Consider the following 22,064-nt stretch of genomic DNA (forward strand, 5'->3'; position numbering starts at 1 on the left):
GTCCGGGCGCGAGGAGTTAGTTCTTGTGGCCGCTATCGGCACGCAGTTGGCGCGCACGGGTCAGGATCTTGGAGGTGATGTCCGACACCGTATTGGCGGCGACGGGGGTATCGACCCACTGGTTGTCCTGCAGCACCTGGCGGAACACGGACACGCGCACCGCGTCGGAACGCAGGTTGCTCGACAGGATGAAGCAGGTGATCTTGAAACGCTCGTTCTGCGTGGCGGGGGGTGTGTACCAGTCCGTCAGGATGACCCCCCCGATCGCGTCGGCGGAGGCGAACGGCATGAATGAAAGCGTATCGATCGCACCGCGCCACAGGTAGGCATTGACGCCGCTTTTCTCCAGCTGGTCATTGCCGCCGGTCGCGCCACGGTCTTCCTTCAGCAGCTTGTTCTGCGGCCGGGCGAGGCCGGTGCTGTCATGCGGTCCTGTCGAGCACGCGCCAAGCAGCGTGCCAAGCATCAGGACCGGCAGCCCCGCGCGCAGGACGCGGCGGGAGGACGGGCGAAGGGCGGAAGTTGGCGGACGAAGGGTCATGATGCCTCTATGGACGCCGGGGATGGGCCCCGCATGTGGTATTTCGGCCCCGTGTGTCGCGCACCCGCCACGATGTGTCCGGACAAGCGGCCACGGTCCTGCCTGCAATCGATATGCGTCCTTCATATCCCGCCGCGCCGGTCCCGCCAAGTCACGCGGCGACCTTTCTGTGCCACCATCGTGACGGCGCGGCATGCCGTGCATGGGCGTGGGTCATGGCATCGGGGCGTCGATGGTAGTACCTTTCATGCCACGGCCGCCATGCGGGCGGAAGGCCGGAACAAGGGACGCGTGGCAGGGGAGGGCACGCGGGCAGTGACAGGCAGGGTGCGGGAGAAGGCAGGTGCGACAGACATTCATCACATCGCGGGTGCGGGCATGTGGCAGGGCCAAAAGGCGGCTGGCCGCAGTCCTTGCCGGGGGGCTTGCCGGTGGTGCGGTGATGCTGTTGCCCGCGGTGGGCGTGTGGCCATGTGCCCGCGCATCGGCGGCCACCCCCACGGCATCGGCCGCGATGCGCGCCGCCGAGATGGTCGCGCGCCTGCGGCCGGAGGAAAAGCTGTCGATCCTGCGCGCCGCCCCTGCCGCGCTTGGCGGTGCGGCGGCGGGTGAGGGGGCGGGCCTGCTGACATGGCCGGGGGTGCCGCGCCTTGGCCTGCCCGCCCTGAGGATGGGCAGCTTTGCCGACCCGCGCCCCACCGACCCTGCGATGCCGCAACTCCCGTTCCTTGCCCTTGCCGCAAGCTGGGACCCCGTGCTGGCCCACCGCGCCGGCGTGGTGCGGGCGCGTGACGAGTGGGGGCGTGGGCGCGCGATGGTGCGGGTGGGCGGCGTGGACCTGCTGCCATCGGGCCGACTGCTTGCGGGGGAGGACCCGCTGCTTGCGGGCACGATGGCGGGGATGGTCGCCTCGGGCCTGATGGTGGGGCATGTGGTGCCGGTCTTCGCCTCGCTGCGTGCGGAGGAGCAGGGGCGGGGCGACGGGGTGCTCGCCCTGCCCGCCACGCTGCCTGTTCCGGCGGTGCGGTACATGGATGGCAGCCTGATGGGCCTGTCGATCGCGCTGGGCACGGCGCATGGCGGGGCGATCGCGTGCGGGGGGATGCATGCGTGTGGCGCGCTGTCGGGCCTGCCCGGCATCGTGCGTGAACAGTGGCGCTTTGGCGGCATGCTGATGGCGATGCCCGGCGCGCTGTCGGGGGTGGATGCGAACCCGCCCGCCGCCGTGGCCGATGGCGTGGACCTTGAACAGTCGCTGGGGCTGGAGGACGGGATCTATGCCGCGCCCCTGCGCCGCGCGGTGGCGACGGGGGCTGTGCCGCCCGCGCGGATTGACCAGATGGCGCAGCATGTCCTGACATCGCTGTATGGCACCGGCATCCTTGACCATCCGCCTTCCTTCACCCGCGATGCGAAGGCGCAGTCCGATCCCGCGCTGGTGCAGGGGGTGATGGCCGATATCGGGGCGGAGGGCATGGTCCTCCTGCAGAATGAAAACCAGGTACTGCCGCTTGATGACCGCAGCGGGCCGGTGCTGCTGCTGGCGACGCAGGCGCTGCGGGGGCCGCTTGCCGCACTTGCGGCGGCGCTGGAACATGACGGGATCAGGGTTGCCACGGCCATCGTCAGGCCCGACGCGCCGCCCCCGCCGCAGGCGGCGCAGGCCGCGCGCGCCGTGATGCTGACGGACCGTGACGCGGACAATGCGTTCATCACGGCGCTTGCCGACCTTGGCGGGCATGTCGTCACCATCATGATGTCCGACAGTCCCGACCGCGCGATGCCGTGGCTCGACGTGGTGGACAGCGTGATACAGGCCTGGTCATGGCATGACGAATATGCCGCCCCGCTGGCGGCGATGCTGACGGGCACGCGCGATTTCACCGGCCACCTGCCCATGACGTTTACCGGCGGGTTCTATCCCCCCGGCATGGCCTATGCCGATTACCATGCGTTCGAACGCGCCCATGTGGCGCCGCTGTTTCCCTTCGGCTATGGCCTGTCGGTTGCAGGCGGCGTGTCCTATGGCGACGTGCATGTCAGTCGCGAGGATGCGACGCACCTGAACGTGACCTTCACCCTGACCGATACGGCCGACCACCCGGTCCGCGCGGTGGCGCAGCTTTACCTGACCCCCCCGCCGGAGGCTGGAGGGGTCAAGCGCCTCGTGGGGTGGCGCAGCGTCGCGCTGGTGCCCGGCCATGCGGCCCATGTCACCATTCCCGTGGACCCGCACCTGCTGGGACAGTGGGACGCGGATGCGGGCGTGTGGGTGGTGCCGGCGGGGACCTATACGTTCGCGGTGGGGGGATCTTCGGTCATGCTGATGCACCAGGCCGGCGTGCGCCTGCCCGCGCTGCATGTGGCCCCCACGCTTGAAAACCTGCCCGCGCCTACATCCCAGGGCGAATGACGATGCACAGCAGCCCCTGGTTCTTCAGGCTCGAACATGCCCGCTCCGCCGCCGCCTGCGACAGACCGGCAAGCCGCGCGCGATAGACCTGCGTGCCGCGTGCGCTGGTGACCGGGATCACCATGCTGCGCGCGCCCTGCAGGAGGGTGAAGTCCCCCTGCCGCGCCATGGTGGTGGCGAAACGGGCCTGCCCCTCGGTGGAGAAGGCGCCGACCTGCACGCTCCATGCGCCGTAATTGACGCCCGCGCCCGATGTCGCCGTCACCGTCATGCCCGTGCAGCGTGCAGAAGGGTCGTAGGCCGCATCCGGGTCCTGCACGCAACCCGTGGACGGCGCATGCGTCGTGGGCGCGGGCGGATTGACTGTCGCATATTGCAAGACGGTATGCTGGTTGCGCCCGCCAAGTGCCACGGGCGTGCGTGTCACCGGCTGTCCCGGCCCGGCATAGATCGCAAGCGGGCCGCTCAGCGCCACGGAATTGCCGAGGTTGGGCGTGATGATCTTCAGGTAGCGCACGGTCTGGCTGGGCAGGGGGCGGCCGTCCTCCAGATAGTCGTTCAGCCGCACGATCCCCGCATTGTACGCCGCAAGGAAGCCCGGTGCGCCATACATGCCATACAGCGTGCGGATGTAGGCCGTGCCCGCAAGGATGTTGTTGCGCGGCTCATACGGGTCCGAACCGAGGTGGTTGCGCTTCTGCATGTCGCCATAGGTCTGCGGCATCAACTGCATCAGGCCCATCGCGCCACTGGCGGAGGTGATGGGATGGCCGTCCATGTATTCGTGCCCGCCCGATTCCTTCTGGATCACGGCGCGGATCCATGGCTGCGGCACGGAAAAGCGGTTCGACGCCTCCTCGATATACGGTTTCCACGGGTCATCGGCCGGGCCGGGCGCACGGTAGGCCCCGCTGGCGGGGTAATAGCGCGAGTAGCGTGACGTGCCGGTCTGCGGGGTGGAGGCGCAGCCCGCCAGGACCAGTGCCGCGCACCCCATCATGGTGGCCGCGCGCAGGGAAGGGGACAGTGCGTGAAGGCGGGGGAAGGCGGATTTCAGATCAGGCACAACGCAGCCAGTTCGCGACGCATGTCATCGGGCAGGGTATCTCCATTCAGGTCGAAATGGCCAAGGTCGGCCGGTGCGTCGGCCGCGCGCAGGTAACGCCATCCCTGAAAGGGACGCATGCTGCGCGGGACGACCGGCACGATCTGCGGATCAAGCGTGATCAGCGCGCAGGCCACGCCATCCTCGCGGGTGTCGGGGCGGATGGCGGTGATGCGCTGGCGGCACATGATCATCCCCGCGATGACGCGGTACAGCGACCCGCCCTCCAGGATCTCCGCCGCGCGGCGGGGGAACATGCGCGTGCGCAGCCATGGCTGTCCCGCAGGCGTGGTCCCGTCCAGCCCGTCGCGTGGCACGGGCGGCTCCGCCTGCTGGCGCAGCGCGAGTTCCGGCAGGCTGTTCACCCCCACCGCCAGCTTGACCATATGCAGCATTGCGCGTCCCCCGCCGTTCAGTGACGTGCCGGGGCGGCAGCGGGCAGGTCGCCCTGCGCTTCCTGCGCGAAGGTGGCGCGGAAGCGCGCGGCATCCACGCTGCGCACGATATGGACGCGGCGCACCCCCTGTTTCGTGGGCGCAAGCTGTTCGGGCCAGACATAGGCATGGCCGTAATTCGGCCCGTGCGTCATGTCGATATCCATGAAGGCGTCAACCGATGACGTTACCAGCGACGGGTCGGCGGCGATGGCGGTCGTCAGTTCGTCCCACATCGGCAGCGGTTCATAATATTTCCCCAGATACTGCGTCACCGGCGTCACCCTGCGTGTGACCTGCGCAAGATAGTCGCGTGTCATCATCAGGTCGTTCGACACGCTGCCGACCACCGTGACGGACGCCCATGGCGCGGTCAGGGCGATGTGTGCGGCCTCCGGGTCGAAGATCATGTTGAAGTCGGAGGCGAAGTCCGCATTCCCCGTCACCGACATCATGCTGGTATCGAGCATGCCGCCCATGAAGATCAACTGCTTCGCCGTCGCGGCGAAGGTCGGGTCGAGGCGGATGGCCAGCGCAAGGTTCGTCAGCGGCCCGGCCGCGACAATGGTGACCTGGTGCGGATGGGCATGGACCTGATCGATCAGGAACTGCGCCGCGTTCTGCGCGATGGGCTGCATGTGGGGCATGCCCTCCTTCAGCGCGGGAACGGGGGGCTGCTCGTCGGGGATGTGCTCGATGCTGCCAAGCCCGCCCCACGCGCCCTTCCATGGCATGGTGCCGAACTGGCGTTCATGTTCGCGCAGGGCCGCGACCGTGTTGACCAGCGGATAGACCGCGCCATCGGCCACCGGGATGTCGGTGCGGCCGATGATCTCCAGGAACCGGCGCAGGTGCGCGGATTCGGCGTTTTCCCAGTCATCGCCGCTGACGACGGTAAAGCCGAGCACGCGCACATGCGGGTTGAAGACAAGCGGGATGATCGATTGCTGGTCCGACCCGCCGGGGCCGAGGAAATCGTTATCCTCGATCACCAGTTCCGGGGCCGCCGCAGGCGGTGCTGCGGCATGGGCCAGCCCCGGCAGGGCGGTGCACAGGGCCATTCCCGCCGCAAGCGCCAACGTCTTCAGCGTGGCGGGGAATGATGGGCGCGACATGGATGCACGGGACACAGCTTGGTTCCTTCCCTGACCTTGGGGGCGCAGTCTAGCCAGTTTGTGGCCCGGTGCCATACCATCCGCGCTCACTGTGTTGATACGTCATGGTTTCCAAAGGGCAATGCCCTTTGGCAGGTTTCAGGGCAGCGCCCTGAGCCGTTGCATCGCCCCCGGCCTAGACCACCAGCGCGGCCAGCAGGCTTTCCAGCCGCAGCCGCCCTTCCGCCGTGGCGCGCAGCCTTGCCCCGCCTTCGCCCCATTGCAGGTAGCCTTCCTCCAGCGCGGCGAGCAGGATGTCAGGCTCCGTCGCCTCCTCCAGGCTCATCCCCGTGCGCCGCGCGAAGCGTGCGGCCGCGATCCCTTCATCAAGGCGCAGCCCCATCAGCAGCATCTCACGCGCCTTTTCGCGGGGGGAGAGGGCGTCCTCATGCGTCGTGCCGGTGCCGGCCTGCTCCACCCGTTCGGCCCATGGTTCAGGCGCGCGGTGGCGGCGCGTAGCATGGGTGACGCCGTCCAGCGTCACGCGCCCATGCGCCCCCGGCCCGATGCCCAGATAGTCGCCATAGCGCCAGTAGGTCAGGTTGTGGCGGCTTTCCGCCCCCGGCCGGGCATAGTTGGAAACCTCATACCCCAGCAGTCCGTGCCGCGCCGCCACGCTGGCCGTTTCTTCATACAGGCGGGCGGCAAGTTCGTCGTCGGGCAGGCGGAAGCGGTTCTGCCGGTAAAGGCTTTCGAAGCGCGTGCCCGGCTCGATCGTCAACTGGTAGAGCGAGAGATGGTCGGAGACGAGGCCGAGCGCCTGGTCGAGTTCCGCCCGCCACGACGCCAGCGACTGTCCCGGCCGGGCATAGATCAGGTCGAAGGAGATCCGCCCGAACAGCGCGCGCGCCTGCTCCAGCGCGGCGATCGCCTGCCCCACGCTGTGTTCGCGCCCCAGAAAGCGCAGCGCTTCGGGGTCGAGGCTCTGCAACCCCACGGAAATGCGGTTGACCCCGCTGTCGCGAAAGGCGCGCAGGCGTCCGGTCTCCACGCTGGTGGGGTTGGCCTCCAGCGTGATCTCGATATCGGGCGACAGGCGGAACAGGCGGCCTGCATCCTCGATCAGGGCGGCCAGTGTCGCAGGTTCCATAAGCGAGGGCGTGCCCCCGCCGAAGAAAATGGAACCCAGCACCGGGCGGTCGTCGGACGTGGCCCCGGTGCGCGCGGCCTCATGCGCCAGTTCGCGGCGCAGCGCATTGCCGAAACGTGCCTGCGGGATGACGTCGCGCACATGGCTGTTGAAATCGCAGTACGGGCATTTCGACAGGCAGAACGGCCAGTGCACGTACAGCGCCAGTGCCTCCCCCGCGGTTTTTGTGCCGGGGGGGGCGGGTGCATCAGATGGCAAGGCGGACGCCAAGTTCAACCACGCGATCGGGCGGGATGCGGAAGAATTCGGTCGCCGGTGTCGCGTTGCGCGCCATCAGCAGGAACAGCGACATCCGCCAGCGCGACATCTTCGGCACGGAGGAACGGACCAGCAGTTCGCGGCTGGTGAAGTAAGACGCCTGCAGCGCGTCGAATTCCAGCCCGCTGGCCTTCAGGTCCTCCAGCGCGCGGGGCAGGTTGGGCGTTTCCATGAAGCCGTAGCGCAGGATGATGCGGTACATGTCCGGCGCCAGTTCCTGCAACGCGACACGATGGCCGCGATCGGCCTCCGGCTGGTCAAGGGTCTGGACCGTGACGAACAGGACATGGTCATGCAGCACCTTGTTGTTCTTGAGGTTGTGCAGCAGGCATGCAGGTACGAAATCCGGCGTCGCGGTCATGTACACCGCCGTCCCCGGCACGCGGATGATGCGCGATTGCGGCAGGCGCGCAAGGAACGAGTTCATCGGCATGCTGTCCTGCTTCTGCCGGTTCATGATCAGCAGGCGGCCCTTCTTCCACGTCGTCATCATCAGCGTCAGCACGATGCCCAGCAGCACCGGCACCCAGCCGCCCTGCGGGATCTTCATCGCGTTGGAGGCGAAGAAGGTGGTGTCGATGATGAAGAAGCCGCCGAACGTCGTGATCGCGGCCAGGCGCGACCAGTGATACAGGCGGCGGAAGACCACCATCGCCAGCACGCAGGTGCACATGAACGTGCCCGTCACCGCGATGCCATAGGCGGAGGCCAGCGCGTCGGAACTGCGGAAGCTGAGCACCAGCAGCAGTGCGCCGGTCATCAGGAAGCGGTTGAATTCCGGCAGGTAGATCTGACCCTCTTCCTCCGCATTGGTGTGGGTGATGCGCATGCGCGGCAGGTAGCCAAGCTGGATGATCTGCCGGCACAGCGAGAACCCGCCCGAAATCCCCGCCTGGCTGGCGATGACCGTCGCGCAGGTCGACAGGATGATCATCGGCACCTGCAGCCAGTGCGGGCCAAGCAGGAAGAACGGGTTGGCCAGCGTGGCCGGGTGCGCGATGATCAGCGCGCCCTGGCCGAGATAGTTGAGCGCAAGGCACGGCAGCACGCAGAACAGCCACGCATAGCGGATGGGCTGGCGGCCGAAATGGCCCATGTCGGCATACAGCGCCTCCGCCCCTGTCACCGACAGCACGACGGAGCCAAGGGCGATGAACGACAGCCAGCCGTGATAGATGATGAACTGCACCGCATAGGTGGGCGACACCGCCAGCAGGATGGCCGGGTGCTGCACGATCTGCGTCAGGCCGAGGATGCCCAGCAGGCTGAACCAGACCAGCATGATCGGGCCGAAGATGGTCCCCACCTTGCCCGTGCCATAGGACTGCACCGAAAACAGCCCCACCAGCACCACCAGCGCGATGGGAATGACCAGTTCGCGCGCGGCGGGGAAGCTGACCTCCAGCCCCTCCACCGCCGACAGGACGGAAATCGCGGGCGTGATCATGCCGTCGCCGAAGAACAGGCACGCGCCGCCGATCCCCACCATGCCCAGCGCCACGCGCAGGCGGTTGGTGGTGGCGACGCGCTGGGCCATCGACATCAGCGAGATGATGCCGCCTTCGCCGTTATGGTCGGCGCGCATGATCAGGATGACGTATTTCACCGTCACGATCAGCAGCAGCGACCAGATGATGAGGCTGAGCACGCCGAGGATTTCCCACGGCTCGATCCTGTGGTGCTGCGAGACGACCATGATGGTCGAACGCAGGGCGTAGATCGGGCTGGTGCCGATATCGCCGAACACCACGCCAAGCACGCCAAGGAGGGCGGCGAAGCCCACGGGGTTGGCGGCATGTTCGTGCTGGTCCGCGCCGTATTCGGTAACCTTCGACGGCCCCGTCGGGGCGGCGGCCCTGCCGTCCGAAGCGGGGGCGGATGGCGTCGTCGAGGGTCCGGGGGCGTCAGGCCCCGTGGCTTGCGTCATGTCGTGACGGCTCCGTGGCAGTGAATATCAAGAAATGCAGGCTCTATCATGCCCGGTACTTTCGCATACCCACAAGCGGGTGGGGCATCAAGGCCCGTCTCCGTACAGGTGCCATGCCGGGTTTCAGGCGCGATGGGCCGGGCGGGGGCCGAAGATGGCGCTGCCGACGCGCACATGCGTGGCGCCCGCGGCGATCGCCAGTTCGAAATCCGCCGACATCCCCATGGAGATCACGCCCAGCCCGTGCCGTGCCGCCATGGCCGCCAGCGTGCGGAAATGAGGCATGGGGTCCTGATCGACGGGGGGGATGCACATCAGGCCGGTCACCGCATCGCCAAAGCGCGTCATGGCGGCGGTGATGAACGCATCCGCCTCCTCCACCGCGACGCCGGACTTCTGCGTTTCGTCCCCGGTATTGACCTGCACCAGCAGTTGCGGCATGCGCCCCACCCGGTCGGCCGCGCGCGCGATGGCATCGCACAGGGCGGGACGGTCGAGGCTTTCGATCATGTCGGCGATGCGCACGGCCTCAAGCGCCTTGTTGGTCTGCAGGCCGCCGATGATGTTCAGCCGCAGGCCGGGCCATTGCGCGCGCAGGGGGGGGAATTTCTCCGCCGCCTCCTGCACGCGGTTTTCACCGAACGTCGCCTGCCCCGCCCGCAGCGCCGCGACCACGCTTTCGCGGGGGTGGAACTTTGACACCGCGACCAGCGTGATGTCCGCGGGGTCGCGTCCCGCGCGGTGTGCCGCCGCCGCGATACGTGCCCGCACCGCCGCAAGCGCCGTGGCGATGTCATGGCCCGGCGGCGCGTCCTGTGCCGTGCTCGCTGGCATGGGTGTGTCGTGCACGCTGCTGTCCCCCTATCCGCGGAAAACCGGCCGCCGTGGCCCGTGGGCATGCCCGGGCGCGCATGGGCGCGCGCATGTGGGCATGGGACGGGGCGGCCATGGTTCCGTGTTGCAATATCCTGACTGCGATATCATGGCGGGGGGCCTGCTGTCATTGGGCGGTGTCGCGGTAAAAATCCGTCCGCCGGGGGTGGCGGAGCGGGCGCGGGCGTGTCATGTGCGGGGCATGCGGATGCCGCAGCGCATGCGCCATGCAGTTCCATTTGGTTTGATGAGTTCCGAAGCAGGATAGACAATGAAACAGACGTCCGCACCCCGTTCGTCCGGACGCCGCGCCGCAGGCCGTGGCGCGCAGGCGGCAGCCGACCCGACACGCGATATCGCCTTCGACATCGTCACCGGCGTGATCGAACACCGGCGCATGCTTGAAACCTCCATGGAAAATTCGCCCGCCGCACGGCAGGCGGAGCCGCGCGACCGTGCCGCCGCCCATCGCCTCGGCGCGTCGGTCCTGCGGCACATGGGCACCGCGACGGAGGTGCTTTCGCCCTTCCTGAAAAAGGAACCGCCCGAACCCGTGCGCGCCGTGCTGCTGATTGGCGTGGCGCAGCTCCTGTTCCTTGGCACGCCGGTGCATGCGGCGGTGGCGACGTCGGTCGCGCTGGCGCGCAGGCGGGGCCTTGCCCCGTTCGCGGGGCTGGTGAACGCCGTCCTGCGCCGCATCGCGCAAAACGGCGATGCCTGCCTCGACGGGCTGGACCAGGAACGCCTCGACGTGCCGCCGTGGCTGTGGACATCGTGGGGTCGCATGGCCCGTCCCATCGCCGCGGCGCTGGGGATGGAACCGCCGCTCGACCTGTCGATGCGTCCGGGCTGCCTGCCGCCGCCGGGGGGCGAGGTGCTGCCCAACGGCACCGTGCGCTTCCCCGCCGGCACGCGCGTGACCGAACTGCCCGGATTTGCCGAAGGGGCGTTCTGGGTGCAGGACGCGGCGGCGACCCTGCCCGCGCGCCTGCTCGACGTGAAGGAAGGCGAGCGTGTGGCCGACCTGTGCGCGGCACCGGGCGGCAAGACCGCGCAGTTGGCCTTCGCCGGGGCCGAAGTCACGGCAGTCGAACGCGACGCCCGCCGGGTGGAGCGGCTGCAGGCCAACCTTGCGCGCCTGAAACTGTCGGACACGGTGCGCGTGGTGCAGGCGGACGCGACGCAGTGGCGGCCCGAGGCGCCGCTGGATGCCGTGCTGCTTGACGCGCCATGTTCGGCCACCGGCACCGTGCGCCGCCATCCCGATGCGCTGTGGATCAAGCGCCCGCGCGACCTGGCGGGGCTTGCGGCGGGGCAGCAGGCGCTGCTCAAGGCGGCGCGCGACATGCTGCGCCCGGGCGGGCGGCTGGTCTACGCCGTGTGTTCCCTGCAGCCGGAGGAAGGCCCCGCCTGCGCCCGCGCAGCGGAGGAGATGGGCCTGATCGCCGATCCCTTCACGCCGGAGGAACTGTCCTTCCTGCCGCAGGCCCGCACGCCGGAGGGATGGCTGCGCACCCATCCGGGCCTGTGGGCGGAGCAGGGCGGCATGGACGGATTCTTCGCCGCGCGCTTCCGCAGGGCCTGAGTGGCCACGCTTCGGCCGGGAGTGTCGTAAAACTATGGCCTGCCTGCGATATTCCTGATACTAAAGGCGTATGGCAGCCCTATCTTCTCCCCTTATCGCGCCGAGCGTGCTTTCGGCTGATTTTTCCCGCATGGCGGACGAAGTCGCCGCTGTCGAGAAGGCAGGGGCCGACTGGCTCCATCTCGATGTGATGGATGGCCATTTCGTCCCGAACCTGTCGATGGGGCCGCAACTCGTCAAGGCGCTGCGCCCGCGCTCGAAACTCCCGTTCGACGTGCACCTGATGGTCGCGCCCGTCGATTCGTATATCGAGGCCTTTGCCAAGGCCGGCGCGGACCATATCCACATCCATGTCGAAGCCGGGCCGCATACCCACCGCTCCTTGCAGCATGTGCGCGACCATGGGGTGAAGGCGGGTGTCGCGATCTGCCCCGCCACCCCCCCAGAGGCACTGGGGGAAGTGCTCGACCTTGTCGATGTGATCCTTGTCATGACGGTCAACCCGGGTTTCGGCGGGCAGAAGTTCCTGTCCAGCCAGTTGCCCAAGATCCGCACCCTGCGGAAAATGGCCGATGCGACGGGCCGTGACATCCGTATTGGCGTCGATGGCGGGATCACCCCCGAAACCGCCGCCCTTGCGACGCAGGCGGGTGCGGATGTGCTGATCGCCGGGACCTCGGTCTATGGGCAGGCTGATTACGCACATGCCATCGACGCCCTGCGCACAGGCGGGGCACCCCGCCCGGCGTGACGGGGGCTCTCATCATCGTCCGGCGCACCGGTCGGGGGACGGGACGGATATGGTCGTAAAGCGACTGGCGCAGGGCGCACGCCTGTCCATGGCCCGGCTGCCGCTCCTGATGGGCAAGGGGCGGGTGCCTGTCGCCCCCGTGCACAATATCCGTGACCTGTGGCCCGGCGATGCCGCGACGGGGGCGATGCTCATCAAGGGCATCATGACGCAGGAGGGATATACCCACGCCATCGGGCCGGGGATGTGGGACAGTCCCGATTTCGAACCCGCCTTCCGCGAGGGGCTGCACAGTTTCCGCTGGCTGCGCGACCTGCGCGCGATGGGGACCGATGCCGCGCGCCTGCGTGCGCGGGCACTGGTGGATGACTGGCTGCTCAACCCGCCGACCCATCCGATGGTGCGCGACTGCACCGTGGCGGGCGCGCGCGTGGCGGCATGGCTGGGGCATTACGATTTCTTTGCCGCATCCGCCAGCGACATGTTCCGCCAGCGCCTGATGGCGCGCCTGCTGGTGGAGGGACGGACGATCGCCGCCCTGCTGCCGCCCGAATGCCATGACTGGCAGTCGCTCACGGCGCTGAAGGGGTTGCTCGCCGTGGCGGTGGCCATGCCGGAATATACCGGCTTCCTCAGCCGTTACCGCCGCTACATCGATGCGGAGGTGGAGCGCCAGATCCTGCCCGATGGCTGGCACATCCAGCGCAGTCCGGAGGTGCAGTTGCGCGCCCTGCGTGAACTGGCGGAAATGCGCGCGATGATGCAGGCGGCACAGCATGCGCTGCCCCATTCGGTGGCGCTGGCGCTGGACAAGATGAGCCCCGTGCTGCGCGCCATGCGCCATGGTGACGGGTGCCTCGCTCTGTTCAACGGCAGCCATGAACGTAGCTCCACCCTGGTGGAGATGGTGCTGTCGCAGGCCACGCGCACGCGGGTCGTGGCCAGCACGATGCCCGATGGCGGTTTCGTGCGGGCGCAGTCAGGGCGTTCGCTGCTGCTGGTGGATGCGGGCGCGCCCGCGCCGACGGGATACGACCACAACGCCCATGCGGGTACGCTGTCGCTGGAATTCTCGTGCATGCGCCAGCGCCTGATCGTGAATTGCGGCGCAGGCTTCCTGCCGGAATGGAAAAAGGCGCTGCGCCAGACGGCGGCCCATTCCACGGTGGAGGTGGAGGGGCTGTCTTCCTCCGACTTCCATGAGGACGGCACGGTTGCCCGCCGCCCCGCCCATGTGGAGGTGGACCACGCCACGCGGGAGGGCGCGCACTGGCTGAGCCTGTCGCACGATGGGTATTACCCCACGGCAGGCGCGACCTATATGCGGCGGCTGTACCTTGGCAATAATGGCGACCGCCTGCGTGGTGAGGAAACGATCGAGGGCGAGCGCGAACTGGCCTTTGTGCTGCGCCTGCACCTGCACCCTTCGGTCTGTGTGCAGCCCGGCCCGGAAGAAGGTACCGTCGTGCTGGAGGCGGGGGAGCAGACATGGGTCTTCCGCGCATCGGGGGGCGAGGTCGCGGTGGAGGAGAGCGTCTATTCCGGTGGCATGCGTCCCGTGCCCTCGACGCAGATCGTCGTGCGCGTCGTGCCAAATGCGGGCCAGCCTGCCACCGGGGGCGAGGAAATCCCACAGGCCCCCGCAGGATCGGGCGAGGGCATTCCCCCCGGTCCGACGGAAGATGTCGCCCCCGGGCGCAGGCGCCGCGTGATCCGCTGGGGGCTGGAGCGTGAAAGGGATGGCGGCGGGGAATGAAGATACTCGAAATCACGAATGTTGATTTTGCGCTGTATCACTTCCTTCACCCGCTGATGCGCCGGTTGCGCGCCGATGGCCACGATGTCGTCGGGGCCTGCGCCGACGGGCCTTTGCTTGCGCCGGTGCGCGCCGATGGTTTCCGTGTGGAGACGGTGGCGATGGCGCGCTCCTTTTCCCCCGTGGCGCAGGCCCGCGCGCTGTGGGCGCTGGTGCGCCTGATCCGGCGCGAACGTCCCGATATCGTCCATGCCCACATGCCCATCAGCGGCCTGCTGGCCCGCTTTGCCGCGTGGCTGTGTGGCGTGCCCTGCGTGGCCTATACCTGCCACGGGTTCCTGTTCAACCAGCCCGGACGGGTGTCACGGCGTATGCTGGCGCTGGTGCTGGAATGGCTGGCGGGGCGCGTGACCGGTACCTACCTGACCGTCTCGCACGAGGAGGCGCGCGATGCGCGGCGGCTGGGCATCCACCGCCATGCCACGGCGATCGGCAACGGACGTGATGGCACGCTGTTTCGCCCGGACGTGGCGACGCGGGAGCGGGTGCGCGCGGAACTTGGCGCGGGGGCGGGGGATGTGGTCATCCTCGCCGTGTCGCGACTGGTGCGGCACAAGGGCTATCCCGAACTTCTGGCGGCGATGCGTGACGTGCCCGGCGCGGTGCTCTGGATCGCGGGGGAGCGCCTGCCCACTGACCACGGGCCGGACATGGCGGACCTGATGGCGCGGGCGCAGGCGGAACTTGGCCCGCGCCTGCGCTGCCTTGGCTATCGCGCCGATGTGGCGGACCTGATGGCGGCGGCCGACATCTTTGTCCTGCCCAGCCATTTCGAGGGACTGCCCATGACCGTGATCGAGGCGATGCTGTGCGGCCTGCCGGTTGTCGGCAGCGACATCCGCGGCATCCGTGAACAGGTCGTCACGGGACGGACAGGCTACCTCGTGCCCGCCGGCAACGCCACCGCGCTGGCGGCGGCGCTGGGGCGGCTGGCGCATTCGGCGGAGCGGCGCCATGCCATGGGGGCGGCGGGGCGTGCGCGTGCGCTGGATCTGTTTTCACAGGATGCGGTGCTGGCGCGGACCTGCGCCCTGCTGGTGCAGGGCGCGCGGCGTCAGGGCTGCGAAAGCTGGCCGCCCATTTCCTGAATCATGGTTTCGGTTTCCTGCGGGTGGGCGTTGATCAGCTTGATGTTCGCAGGGTTCAGCGCGGGCGCGCCCTTGGGCGCCTGCTGGTGCATCAGGGCGGTCGTCATGCCGAACGTCGTGATGCCCATGACGAAGTCCGACGCGCTGAGCCCATGTTCGCGCAGGATCGGCATCAGCCGTTCCATCTGTGCGGTGCGTTCGATCGTCTGCGACAGCGACAGGTTGCCACTTTCGGGTGGGGTGACGTTGCGGGCCTTGATCTCGCGGATGGTGGGGATCATGACCGTGAAGAAGTTGTTGGGCAGGCGGTACTGCGCGGCGGTGGTGATGTCATGCATCATCATCGCCTGCTGTTCCGACGTGGGCTGCTGTCCCGCAGGGGCCGACTGCGCCATCGCAGGCAGCACCGGCAGCGCCGCCGACAGGGCGGCGGCAAGGAGATATGTGCGGAAATTCATGGCTGGCTGGTCCATTCGCCCTGTTTCATCAAGGATTCGCGCGTGCCGTCATGGGTGATGGCGTCCACGTCGATCAGGTTTGACCCGATCATCCAGTCGATGTGGATGAAGCTGGTATTCGCGCCACGTTCGGCCAGTTGCGCTTCGGTCAGGCTGTCGGTGTCGAGCATGCATTTGGTATAGGACTGCCCCAGCGCGATATGGCTGGCGGCGTTTTCGTCAAACAGCGTGTTGCGGAACAGGATGCCGCTGCTTGAAATTGGCGATGACGCAGGCACCAGCGCGACTTCGCCAAGGCGGCGCGCGCCTTCGTCGGTGTCGAGGATGCGCGTCAGCACTTCCTGCCCCACGCGTGCGCTGGCCTCGACAATGCGTCCGCCCTCGAAGCGTACGGCGATGTCGTCGATCAGCGTCCCCTGGTGGAACAGGGGCTTGGTCGCGCGCACCGTGCCATCGACGCGGCGGGCGTGCGGCGTGGTGAAGACTTCCTCGGTCGGGATGTTGGGGTTGCAGATGATGCCGTTGCGCGCGGGTTCAGACCCGCCGGCCCAGGCATGCCCATCGGCCAGTCCCACCGTCAGGTCCGTATCCGGCCCCCGGAAATGCAGGGCAGCAAAGCGGCGTTCGTTCAGCCATGCGGAGCGCCGGTGCAGGATCTCGTTATGACGCGCCCATTCGGCCACCGGGTCGGCATTTGTGACGCGCGATGCGGTGAAGATGGCGTCCCACAGGCGGGCCAGCGCCTGTTCGGGTTCAAGGTCGGGGAAGACCTGCTGCGCCCATGCGGGGGTGGCGCAGGCGACGATGCTCCAGTTGATGGCGAAGTTGGTGATCAGTTCCATCGCGGGCCGCCCGGCGAGCGAGCCTGCACGCGACGCGCGGGCGACGCGGTCGTGGTTTTCCCCCGACAGCAGCGTGGGGTTGCCCCCTGTGATCGCCATGCGCGCCGCCCCTGCGCGATAGGCCTCGGCCATGCCGTCATGCAGCCACTTCGCCGCCGTGTCGAACGTGTCGTCCGGCGCATGGCGGAAACGCGCCAGCGTGGTTTCATCGTCGCTGTAGAACGTGCTGACCAGTGATGCCCCGGCGCGATAGGCATGTTCGGTGATCCGTCGCACCAGCGGCACCGCGTCAAGCGGCGCGGTAATCAGCAACTGCTGGCCATGGGCGATGTTCAGCCCGACCCGGACCGCGACCTCGCCCAGCCGGTCGAGGAGTTCTGCGTGGTTGGAAGCTGGGGCCATGCGTGCATTCATCCTGTTGATGGCGAGAGGAGGGATGGCGGGACGGACCAGATGCGCCCGTCCTGTCACAAGGTGTCTGTCACGATACGATAGACGATAGTCCACGGTTGCGTAAAATCATACCGTAACCTGTTGGGAAGAAGTGAAGGTGATGGAAATGGCGGGGATATCTGACGGTCGCGAAAATGCTGTCAGGCTGTGTGATGTCGCTGCCGTGCGCGAACGCCCGCAGCGTGTCGTCACGCAGGGTCGCGCACTGGTGGTCTGGGCCACGCAGGATGGGCGGGTATGCGTGTTTGACGACCGCTGCCCGCATGGCAATGCGCGCCTGTCCACCGGATATGTCCAGTATGACCGGCTTGTGTGCCCGCTGCATATGTGGACCTTTGGCCTGCGGGGCGACGTGGATGCGCCCGGCGGCCGGATCGAGGCGGCCAATCCCATGCCGCGCCCCTATGACGCATGGGTCGATGGGGATGACATCTGGGCCAGCGTGCGTCCCGCCATGGAAAAGTCAGCAAGGTAGTATATTGATAAGTAACAAAAGTTTTTGGGTGCCGCCTTTTTTCAAAAAGGCGGCGTCCGAAGCTTTTTGTAAAAAGCTTCACCAAGAACTTTTATTCGTGAGTGCCCGGGTCTTCGCGCAGCAGCCATCCCCGGATCACCGCGAGGATATAGTCGCGCTGCGCCTGCTGCAGTTCGTGCCCCTTTGCAAACCCGTGCCATTTCTCGATACAGCCGCGACAGCAGGTGCCGGTTGCGTGCTGTGCGACGAAAACCGGGTGTCCGCGCCATGGGGTCTGCCGCCCGTCCTTGTGCGGATGGGCGGGGGCAAGGCGTGTCGCGATGAAATCCGCCGCATGTTCGGACACGCTGCGCAGTCCCTGCCGCTGCAGGTAGGCCCGGTCTTTTGCATCAAGGTGGAAGCGTGCGCGAAAGCGCGAACGCGACAGTCGCTCCCACAGATCGTCCGCGACGTCGGGTAGCGTGGCGGGAAGTGGCGTTGCCGTCGAGGCGGCCCTGGCCACGTCCGGGGGCGGTGGCGCGAACAGGTCCGCCTGTCCCGCCGGGGAGGCCGCCGGCCTGCGACGGGAAGGGGCGCGTGCCGTCATGACGGGGCGTGTCTCAGGCCGGGCGCACCAGGATGTGCTTCTTTTTGCCCGATGACAGCTTGATGACCCCTTCACGCAGGTCGCCTTCGCCAATCATGCGTCCCTCGTCCGTCACCACCTCGTCATTGAGGCGCGCGCCACCGCCACGGATCAGGCGGCGTGCCTCCCCGTTGCTGGCGACAAGGCCACTGTCGGCGAACAGGCGGAACGCCGGGATCCCTTCGTGCAGGGTGGCGGCCGCGATGCTGATGGAGGGCAGGGCGTCCGCGCTCAGCGCGCCTTCCTCGAACGTGCGGCGGGCGGCCTCGGCGGCCTGCTCGGCCGCCGCGCGGCCATGGCACAGGGCCGTCGCCTCGGTCGCAAGGACCTTCTTCGCCTCGTTGATGCCCGCGCCGGGCAGGGCGGCAAGGCGGTCGCATTCCTCGATCGGCAGGTCGGTGAACAGGCGCAGGAACCGCCCGACATCGGCATCTTCGGTATTGCGCCAGAACTGCCAGTATTCAAACACCGGCAGGCGCTGCGCCGACAGCCATACCGCGCCGCGCGCGGACTTGCCCATCTTGGCCCCCGAACTGGTGGTCAGCAGCGGCGTGGTCAGGCCGAACACCTGCTGCTGGTTCATGCGCCGCACCAGGTCGATGCCCGAGACGATGTTCCCCCACTGGTCCGACCCGCCCATCTGCAGTGTGACGCCATGGCGGGCATTGAGTTCGCGGAAATCGTAGGACTGCAGGATGGAGTAGTTGAACTCAAGGAAGGTCAGTCCCTGCTCGCGCTCAAGCCTGCTGCGCACCGAATCAAACGACAGCATCCGGTTGACCGAGAAATGGATGCCCACATCGCGCAGCAGGTCGATATAGGACAGCCGGTCAAGCCAGTCGGCGTTGTTCGCCAGCATCGCGCCGGCACCCTCGCCCGGCCTGTCGTCAAAGGACAGGAACTGCCGCAGGCATCCCTCGATCCCGCGCAGGTTCTGCGCGATCGTTTCCGCCGTCATCAACTGGCGCGCTTCCTCGCGGAAGGAGGGATCGCCGATCTTTGCTGTGCCGCCACCCATCAGGGCCACCGGGCGATGGCCGTGCTTCTGCAGCAGGCGCAGCATCATGATCTGGATCAGGCTGCCGACATGCAGGCTGTCCGCCGTGGGGTCAAAGCCGATATAGCCCGAGACCGGCCCCGCCTGCATGGCGGCGTCGAGCGCCTCCATGTCGGTGCACTGGAAGATGAAGCCACGTGCCTCGGCCTCGCGGAGGAATTCGCTTTTGGGCATGGTCTCTACTGTGTCTGCGGGTTGTCACGGCTCCGCCCGGGGGCGGATATGCGACAGGGTCTAGCATGATCGCGCCATGCGAAGGAACCATCCGCCCGCTGCCGCGTTGGCGATGTCGGAACAGGTACCGCCAGAACGGTTCCCGCGCGGTCGCGCGACCATGCGGGGCAGGACGAAGGGAGAAGGCATGGCGCGACGGCAGGCCCGACGTCAGTGCGATGGCATGCAATCCGCCACGGGCGTGGACCGGGCATCCGCGCGCCCGTCACCTGGCATCGCCTGCGTGCCGTCCCCGCGCGGGATGGCCCGTGCCGCGTCGCCCCGTGCCTCAGTCCGCGGCCAGCGCCAGCGCGCGGCGGTTCATCACGGTGCTGACATGGTCCTCCAGCGCTGCGGCGACCTCGTCCGCGTGGGAGGCGAAGATATGGTCGGCGCCCTTGAAAACGCGGTAATCGACCTCGACGCCCTTCTGGGTGTTGAGCTTGTCCACCAGCTTGTGCACGGCGAGTTCGGGCACCAGTTCGTCGGCATCGCCCGCGATCATCAGGCCACCGCACGGACACGGGGCGAGGAAGCCGAAATCATAATGGTTGGCCGGGGGGGCGACGCTGATCCAGCCGGTGATTTCCGGCCGCCGCATCAGCAGCTGCATGCCCACGAACGCGCCAAAGGAATAGCCCGCGATCCACAGGCCCCGCGCGTTGGGGTTGACCATCTGCATCCAGTCCAGCGCGGCCGCCGCGTCGGAAATTTCGCCGATGCCGCCGTCATAACGCCCCTGCGAACGCCCGACCCCGCGGGAGTTGTAGCGCATGACCGAAAAGCCCATCTTTTCGAACTCGCGATACATCGCATAGGTGATGCGGTTGTTCATGGTGCCGCCATGCAGCGGGTGCGGATGAAGGACCAGTGCAAGCGGCGCGTTCGGCTCGCTCGAGTGGTGGTAGCGTCCTTCCAGGCGGCCATCAGGGCCGGCGAACATGACCTCAGGCATATATATCCCGCATATGGTTGCCCGGCTGCCTGATGGCATGGCGGCGGGGCGGTTGGCATTCGGGTCTGCCCGGTGGCGATGCCCCGCACCGGACAGGCGACTGATTCAAGCAATCCGGCAACGGCCATGGCCATCCCCGGCGGCGCTGCCACGGCCGGGTGTCAGCCGTCGGTGGCGCCAGTAAACCCAGAACATATGTCTGCAACCCACGGTCCCGGTTACCGTGATTGAGTGTGTGCGGACCGGACATATACCGATTGGGCCTGATAATGCTGACGTGGCCTAGGGATTAAAAATGTTAGTTTGTCGGGTAAGCGTTGCGTCTGTGGCAGGCATGGCGGTGTGGGGCGTGGTGTGTGCCGTCCTGTCCTGATGCTGCCTCATGGTCTGCGCTCCGCCATTTGTTGCGTTACAGCGCGGGGGTGCATCTGTCGCGATACGGTCCCGCCGGGTTTCGCTGTGCAGTTGGATGCGCAGCTTATAGCGAGGCCAATTCACAAATTGCCACATAAATCGTAAACATGGGGCATGAAGTAACGCCGTGGTATTGGCGCGCACAGAGGGATCGGGGATTGAAATGAACGGCGGCGCGGGGGATTTTTTCTATCTGGACGCCAATGCGTCCGAGCCGCTGCGCCCCGAGGCCGCGGCGGCCATGGCGGCCGCGGCGATGGTGCGCGGCAACCCGTCATCGGTCCATCGGGCGGGCCGCGCGGCGCGCGCCATCATGGAGTCCGCGCGTGAGGACATTGCCGCGACCTTCGGTGTCACGGCGGAAAACTGTGTCATGACATCCGGCGGGACGGAGGCCAATGTCCTGGCCATCGACGCGCTGGGGCAGGGGCGGCGCATCCTGTATGGCGCGAGCGAGCATGACGCCGTGCGCATGGCGGCGCAGGCGCGTGGCGGGCAGGCCATTCCCGTCGACGCGCAGGGCGTGGTCCGCCTCGACGCGCTGGCGGCGCTGCTGGCGCAGCCGGGGGAGGCGCTGGTATGCGTGATGCTGGCCAATAACGAGACCGGTGTGATCCAGCCTGTGGCCGAGGTCGCGCGCCTGTGTCGCGAACATGGCGCGCGGCTGCATGTCGATGCGGTGCAGGCGGCGGGACGCATGGAGGTCGACCTGCGCGTGCTTGGCGCGGACAGCATGGCGGTATCGGGCCATAAATTCGGCGGCCCCAAGGGGGCGGGTGCGCTTCTGCTGGCGGGGGAACGCTTCTTTGCCCTGCCGCCCATGCTGGCCGGTGGGGGACAGGAACAGGGGCGGCGTGGCGGCACGCCCGCCCTTCCGGCCATTGCGGGCATGGCGGCTGCCCTGTCGGCGGCGCGGCGTGAACTGGCCGATCCCGCCCATCGGGCGCGGCTTGCACGGCTGCGTGACAACATCGACCGCGTGGCGCGTGAATGTGGCGTGGTTGTCTGTTCGGCTGATGCGTCACGGCTGGCGAACACCACCTGCCTGGTCCTGCCGCACCGGCGTGCGCAGACGCAATTGATCGCGCTCGACATGGCGGGGTTCTGCGTCTCCGCCGGGTCGGCATGTTCGTCGGGGAAGGTCGCGCGTTCGCATGTGCTGGTTGCGATGGGAATGGAAGACCAGGCGGGCTGCGCGATCCGCGTCTCCCTGCCATGGTCCGTCACGGACGAAGAAGTGGCGGCGTTCACGGCCGCCTATGCCGCCATGGCCGCGCGCCTGCCTGTGCGCGAAGGGGTGTGATGTGGACAATGTGACGGCACGTTTTACAATGGGATGTGAATAAAAGTTGGGGCTGGCATAGGTAAGCCAACAGAGGCTTGATATGTCGCATGAAAGTACGTCGTCGCAGCCGGCTGCCTGTCAGCATCCAAAAACGGCTTCTGGAGCACTTCGTCGCGGGCACGCCCGCCCGGA

The 22,064-nt window shown here is 67.6% G+C and carries 19 protein-coding genes; 7 read left to right on the top strand and 12 right to left on the bottom strand.

What is annotated here, in order from left to right:
• Positions 1-16: 16 nt before the first annotated feature.
• Positions 17-541, bottom strand: a complete 525-nt coding sequence (locus tag KMAL_RS06905) for a DUF3576 domain-containing protein (protein ID WP_110095004.1) — start codon at positions 539-541, stop codon at positions 17-19.
• 343 nt (positions 542-884) lie between these two features.
• On the opposite strand from KMAL_RS06905, the gene KMAL_RS06910 reads away from it, so the two are divergent.
• Complete coding sequence (locus tag KMAL_RS06910) at positions 885-2,954, top strand: fibronectin type III-like domain-contianing protein (RefSeq protein ID WP_239020003.1); 2,070 nt, start codon at positions 885-887, stop codon at positions 2,952-2,954.
• On the opposite strand, the gene KMAL_RS06915 is transcribed toward KMAL_RS06910, so the two are convergent.
• From KMAL_RS06915 to KMAL_RS06940, 6 genes are all read right to left on the bottom strand, one after another.
• Positions 2,935-3,954, bottom strand: coding sequence for a lytic transglycosylase domain-containing protein (locus KMAL_RS06915; protein ID WP_110095030.1), 1,020 nt, complete (start codon positions 3,952-3,954; stop codon positions 2,935-2,937). The two genes, KMAL_RS06910 and KMAL_RS06915, sit on opposite strands and share 20 nt — an antisense overlap.
• Positions 3,955-4,007: 53 nt before the next feature.
• Positions 4,008-4,454, bottom strand: coding sequence for a DUF1489 family protein (locus KMAL_RS06920; RefSeq protein WP_110095005.1), 447 nt, complete (start codon positions 4,452-4,454; stop codon positions 4,008-4,010).
• Between the two features lie 17 nt (positions 4,455-4,471).
• Positions 4,472-5,554: a nucleoside hydrolase gene (locus KMAL_RS06925; RefSeq protein ID WP_110095032.1), complete on the bottom strand. Its 1,083-nt coding sequence runs from the start codon at positions 5,552-5,554 to the stop codon at positions 4,472-4,474.
• A gap of 229 nt (positions 5,555-5,783) precedes the next feature.
• Positions 5,784-6,995: a radical SAM family heme chaperone HemW gene (hemW, locus tag KMAL_RS06930; RefSeq protein WP_167400117.1), complete on the bottom strand. Its 1,212-nt coding sequence runs from the start codon at positions 6,993-6,995 to the stop codon at positions 5,784-5,786.
• Positions 6,985-8,982: a potassium transporter Kup gene (locus KMAL_RS06935; protein ID WP_110095007.1), complete on the bottom strand. Its 1,998-nt coding sequence runs from the start codon at positions 8,980-8,982 to the stop codon at positions 6,985-6,987. Before KMAL_RS06935 ends, hemW begins: the two co-directional genes overlap by 11 nt.
• A gap of 123 nt (positions 8,983-9,105) precedes the next feature.
• Positions 9,106-9,816, bottom strand: a complete 711-nt coding sequence (locus tag KMAL_RS06940) for a YggS family pyridoxal phosphate-dependent enzyme (protein ID WP_110095008.1) — start codon at positions 9,814-9,816, stop codon at positions 9,106-9,108.
• 310 nt (positions 9,817-10,126) lie between these two features.
• Here KMAL_RS06940 and KMAL_RS06950 point away from each other — a divergent pair, with 310 nt between their 5' ends.
• The 4 genes from KMAL_RS06950 to KMAL_RS06965 all read left to right on the top strand — a co-directional run bounded on the left by KMAL_RS06950 (position 10,127) and on the right by KMAL_RS06965 (position 15,095).
• The gene (locus tag KMAL_RS06950; protein WP_110095010.1) at positions 10,127-11,440 is read left to right on the top strand and encodes an RsmB/NOP family class I SAM-dependent RNA methyltransferase; all 1,314 of its coding nucleotides are present in this window, start codon (positions 10,127-10,129) and stop codon (positions 11,438-11,440) included.
• Positions 11,441-11,510: 70 nt separating this feature from the next.
• Positions 11,511-12,191: a ribulose-phosphate 3-epimerase gene (rpe, locus tag KMAL_RS06955; RefSeq protein ID WP_110095011.1), complete on the top strand. Its 681-nt coding sequence runs from the start codon at positions 11,511-11,513 to the stop codon at positions 12,189-12,191.
• A gap of 49 nt (positions 12,192-12,240) precedes the next feature.
• Positions 12,241-13,947: a heparinase II/III family protein gene (locus tag KMAL_RS06960; protein WP_110095012.1), complete on the top strand. Its 1,707-nt coding sequence runs from the start codon at positions 12,241-12,243 to the stop codon at positions 13,945-13,947.
• The gene (locus tag KMAL_RS06965) at positions 13,944-15,095 is read left to right on the top strand and encodes a glycosyltransferase family 4 protein (RefSeq protein WP_110095013.1); all 1,152 of its coding nucleotides are present in this window, start codon (positions 13,944-13,946) and stop codon (positions 15,093-15,095) included. Before KMAL_RS06960 ends, KMAL_RS06965 begins: the two co-directional genes overlap by 4 nt.
• Here the strand turns inward: KMAL_RS06965 and KMAL_RS06970 are convergent.
• The gene (locus tag KMAL_RS06970) at positions 15,062-15,553 is read right to left on the bottom strand and encodes a hypothetical protein (protein WP_110095033.1); all 492 of its coding nucleotides are present in this window, start codon (positions 15,551-15,553) and stop codon (positions 15,062-15,064) included. The genes KMAL_RS06965 and KMAL_RS06970 overlap by 34 nt on opposite strands.
• Complete coding sequence (locus KMAL_RS06975) at positions 15,550-16,797, bottom strand: aminopeptidase (protein ID WP_110095014.1); 1,248 nt, start codon at positions 16,795-16,797, stop codon at positions 15,550-15,552. The genes KMAL_RS06970 and KMAL_RS06975 overlap by 4 nt, the downstream gene beginning before the upstream one ends.
• 157 nt (positions 16,798-16,954) lie before the next feature.
• Here KMAL_RS06975 and KMAL_RS06980 point away from each other — a divergent pair, with 157 nt between their 5' ends.
• A complete protein-coding gene (locus KMAL_RS06980; RefSeq protein WP_110095034.1) occupies positions 16,955-17,323 on the top strand; it encodes a Rieske (2Fe-2S) protein in 369 nt (122 codons plus the stop codon).
• A 91-nt stretch (positions 17,324-17,414) separates the two neighbouring features.
• Here the strand turns inward: KMAL_RS06980 and KMAL_RS06985 are convergent, their stop codons facing one another.
• From KMAL_RS06985 to KMAL_RS06995, 3 genes are all read right to left on the bottom strand, one after another.
• The gene (locus KMAL_RS06985) at positions 17,415-17,909 is read right to left on the bottom strand and encodes a DUF4186 domain-containing protein (RefSeq protein WP_110095015.1); all 495 of its coding nucleotides are present in this window, start codon (positions 17,907-17,909) and stop codon (positions 17,415-17,417) included.
• Positions 17,910-17,922: 13 nt separating this feature from the next.
• Positions 17,923-19,179 (bottom strand): tyrosine--tRNA ligase, encoded by a 1,257-nt coding sequence (gene tyrS / locus KMAL_RS06990; RefSeq protein ID WP_110095016.1) that lies wholly within the window; start codon positions 19,177-19,179, stop codon positions 17,923-17,925.
• A 328-nt stretch (positions 19,180-19,507) separates the two neighbouring features.
• A complete protein-coding gene (locus tag KMAL_RS06995; protein ID WP_110095017.1) occupies positions 19,508-20,173 on the bottom strand; it encodes an alpha/beta hydrolase in 666 nt (221 codons plus the stop codon).
• A 577-nt stretch (positions 20,174-20,750) separates the two neighbouring features.
• Here KMAL_RS06995 and KMAL_RS07000 point away from each other — a divergent pair.
• On the top strand, positions 20,751-21,890 hold the full coding sequence (locus tag KMAL_RS07000; RefSeq protein WP_110095035.1) for a cysteine desulfurase family protein: 1,140 nt from the start codon (positions 20,751-20,753) through the stop codon (positions 21,888-21,890).
• Positions 21,891-22,064: the final 174 nt, after the last annotated feature.

Source organism: Novacetimonas maltaceti (genome assembly GCF_002906255.1).
Taxonomy (GTDB): domain Bacteria; phylum Pseudomonadota; class Alphaproteobacteria; order Acetobacterales; family Acetobacteraceae; genus Novacetimonas; species Novacetimonas maltaceti.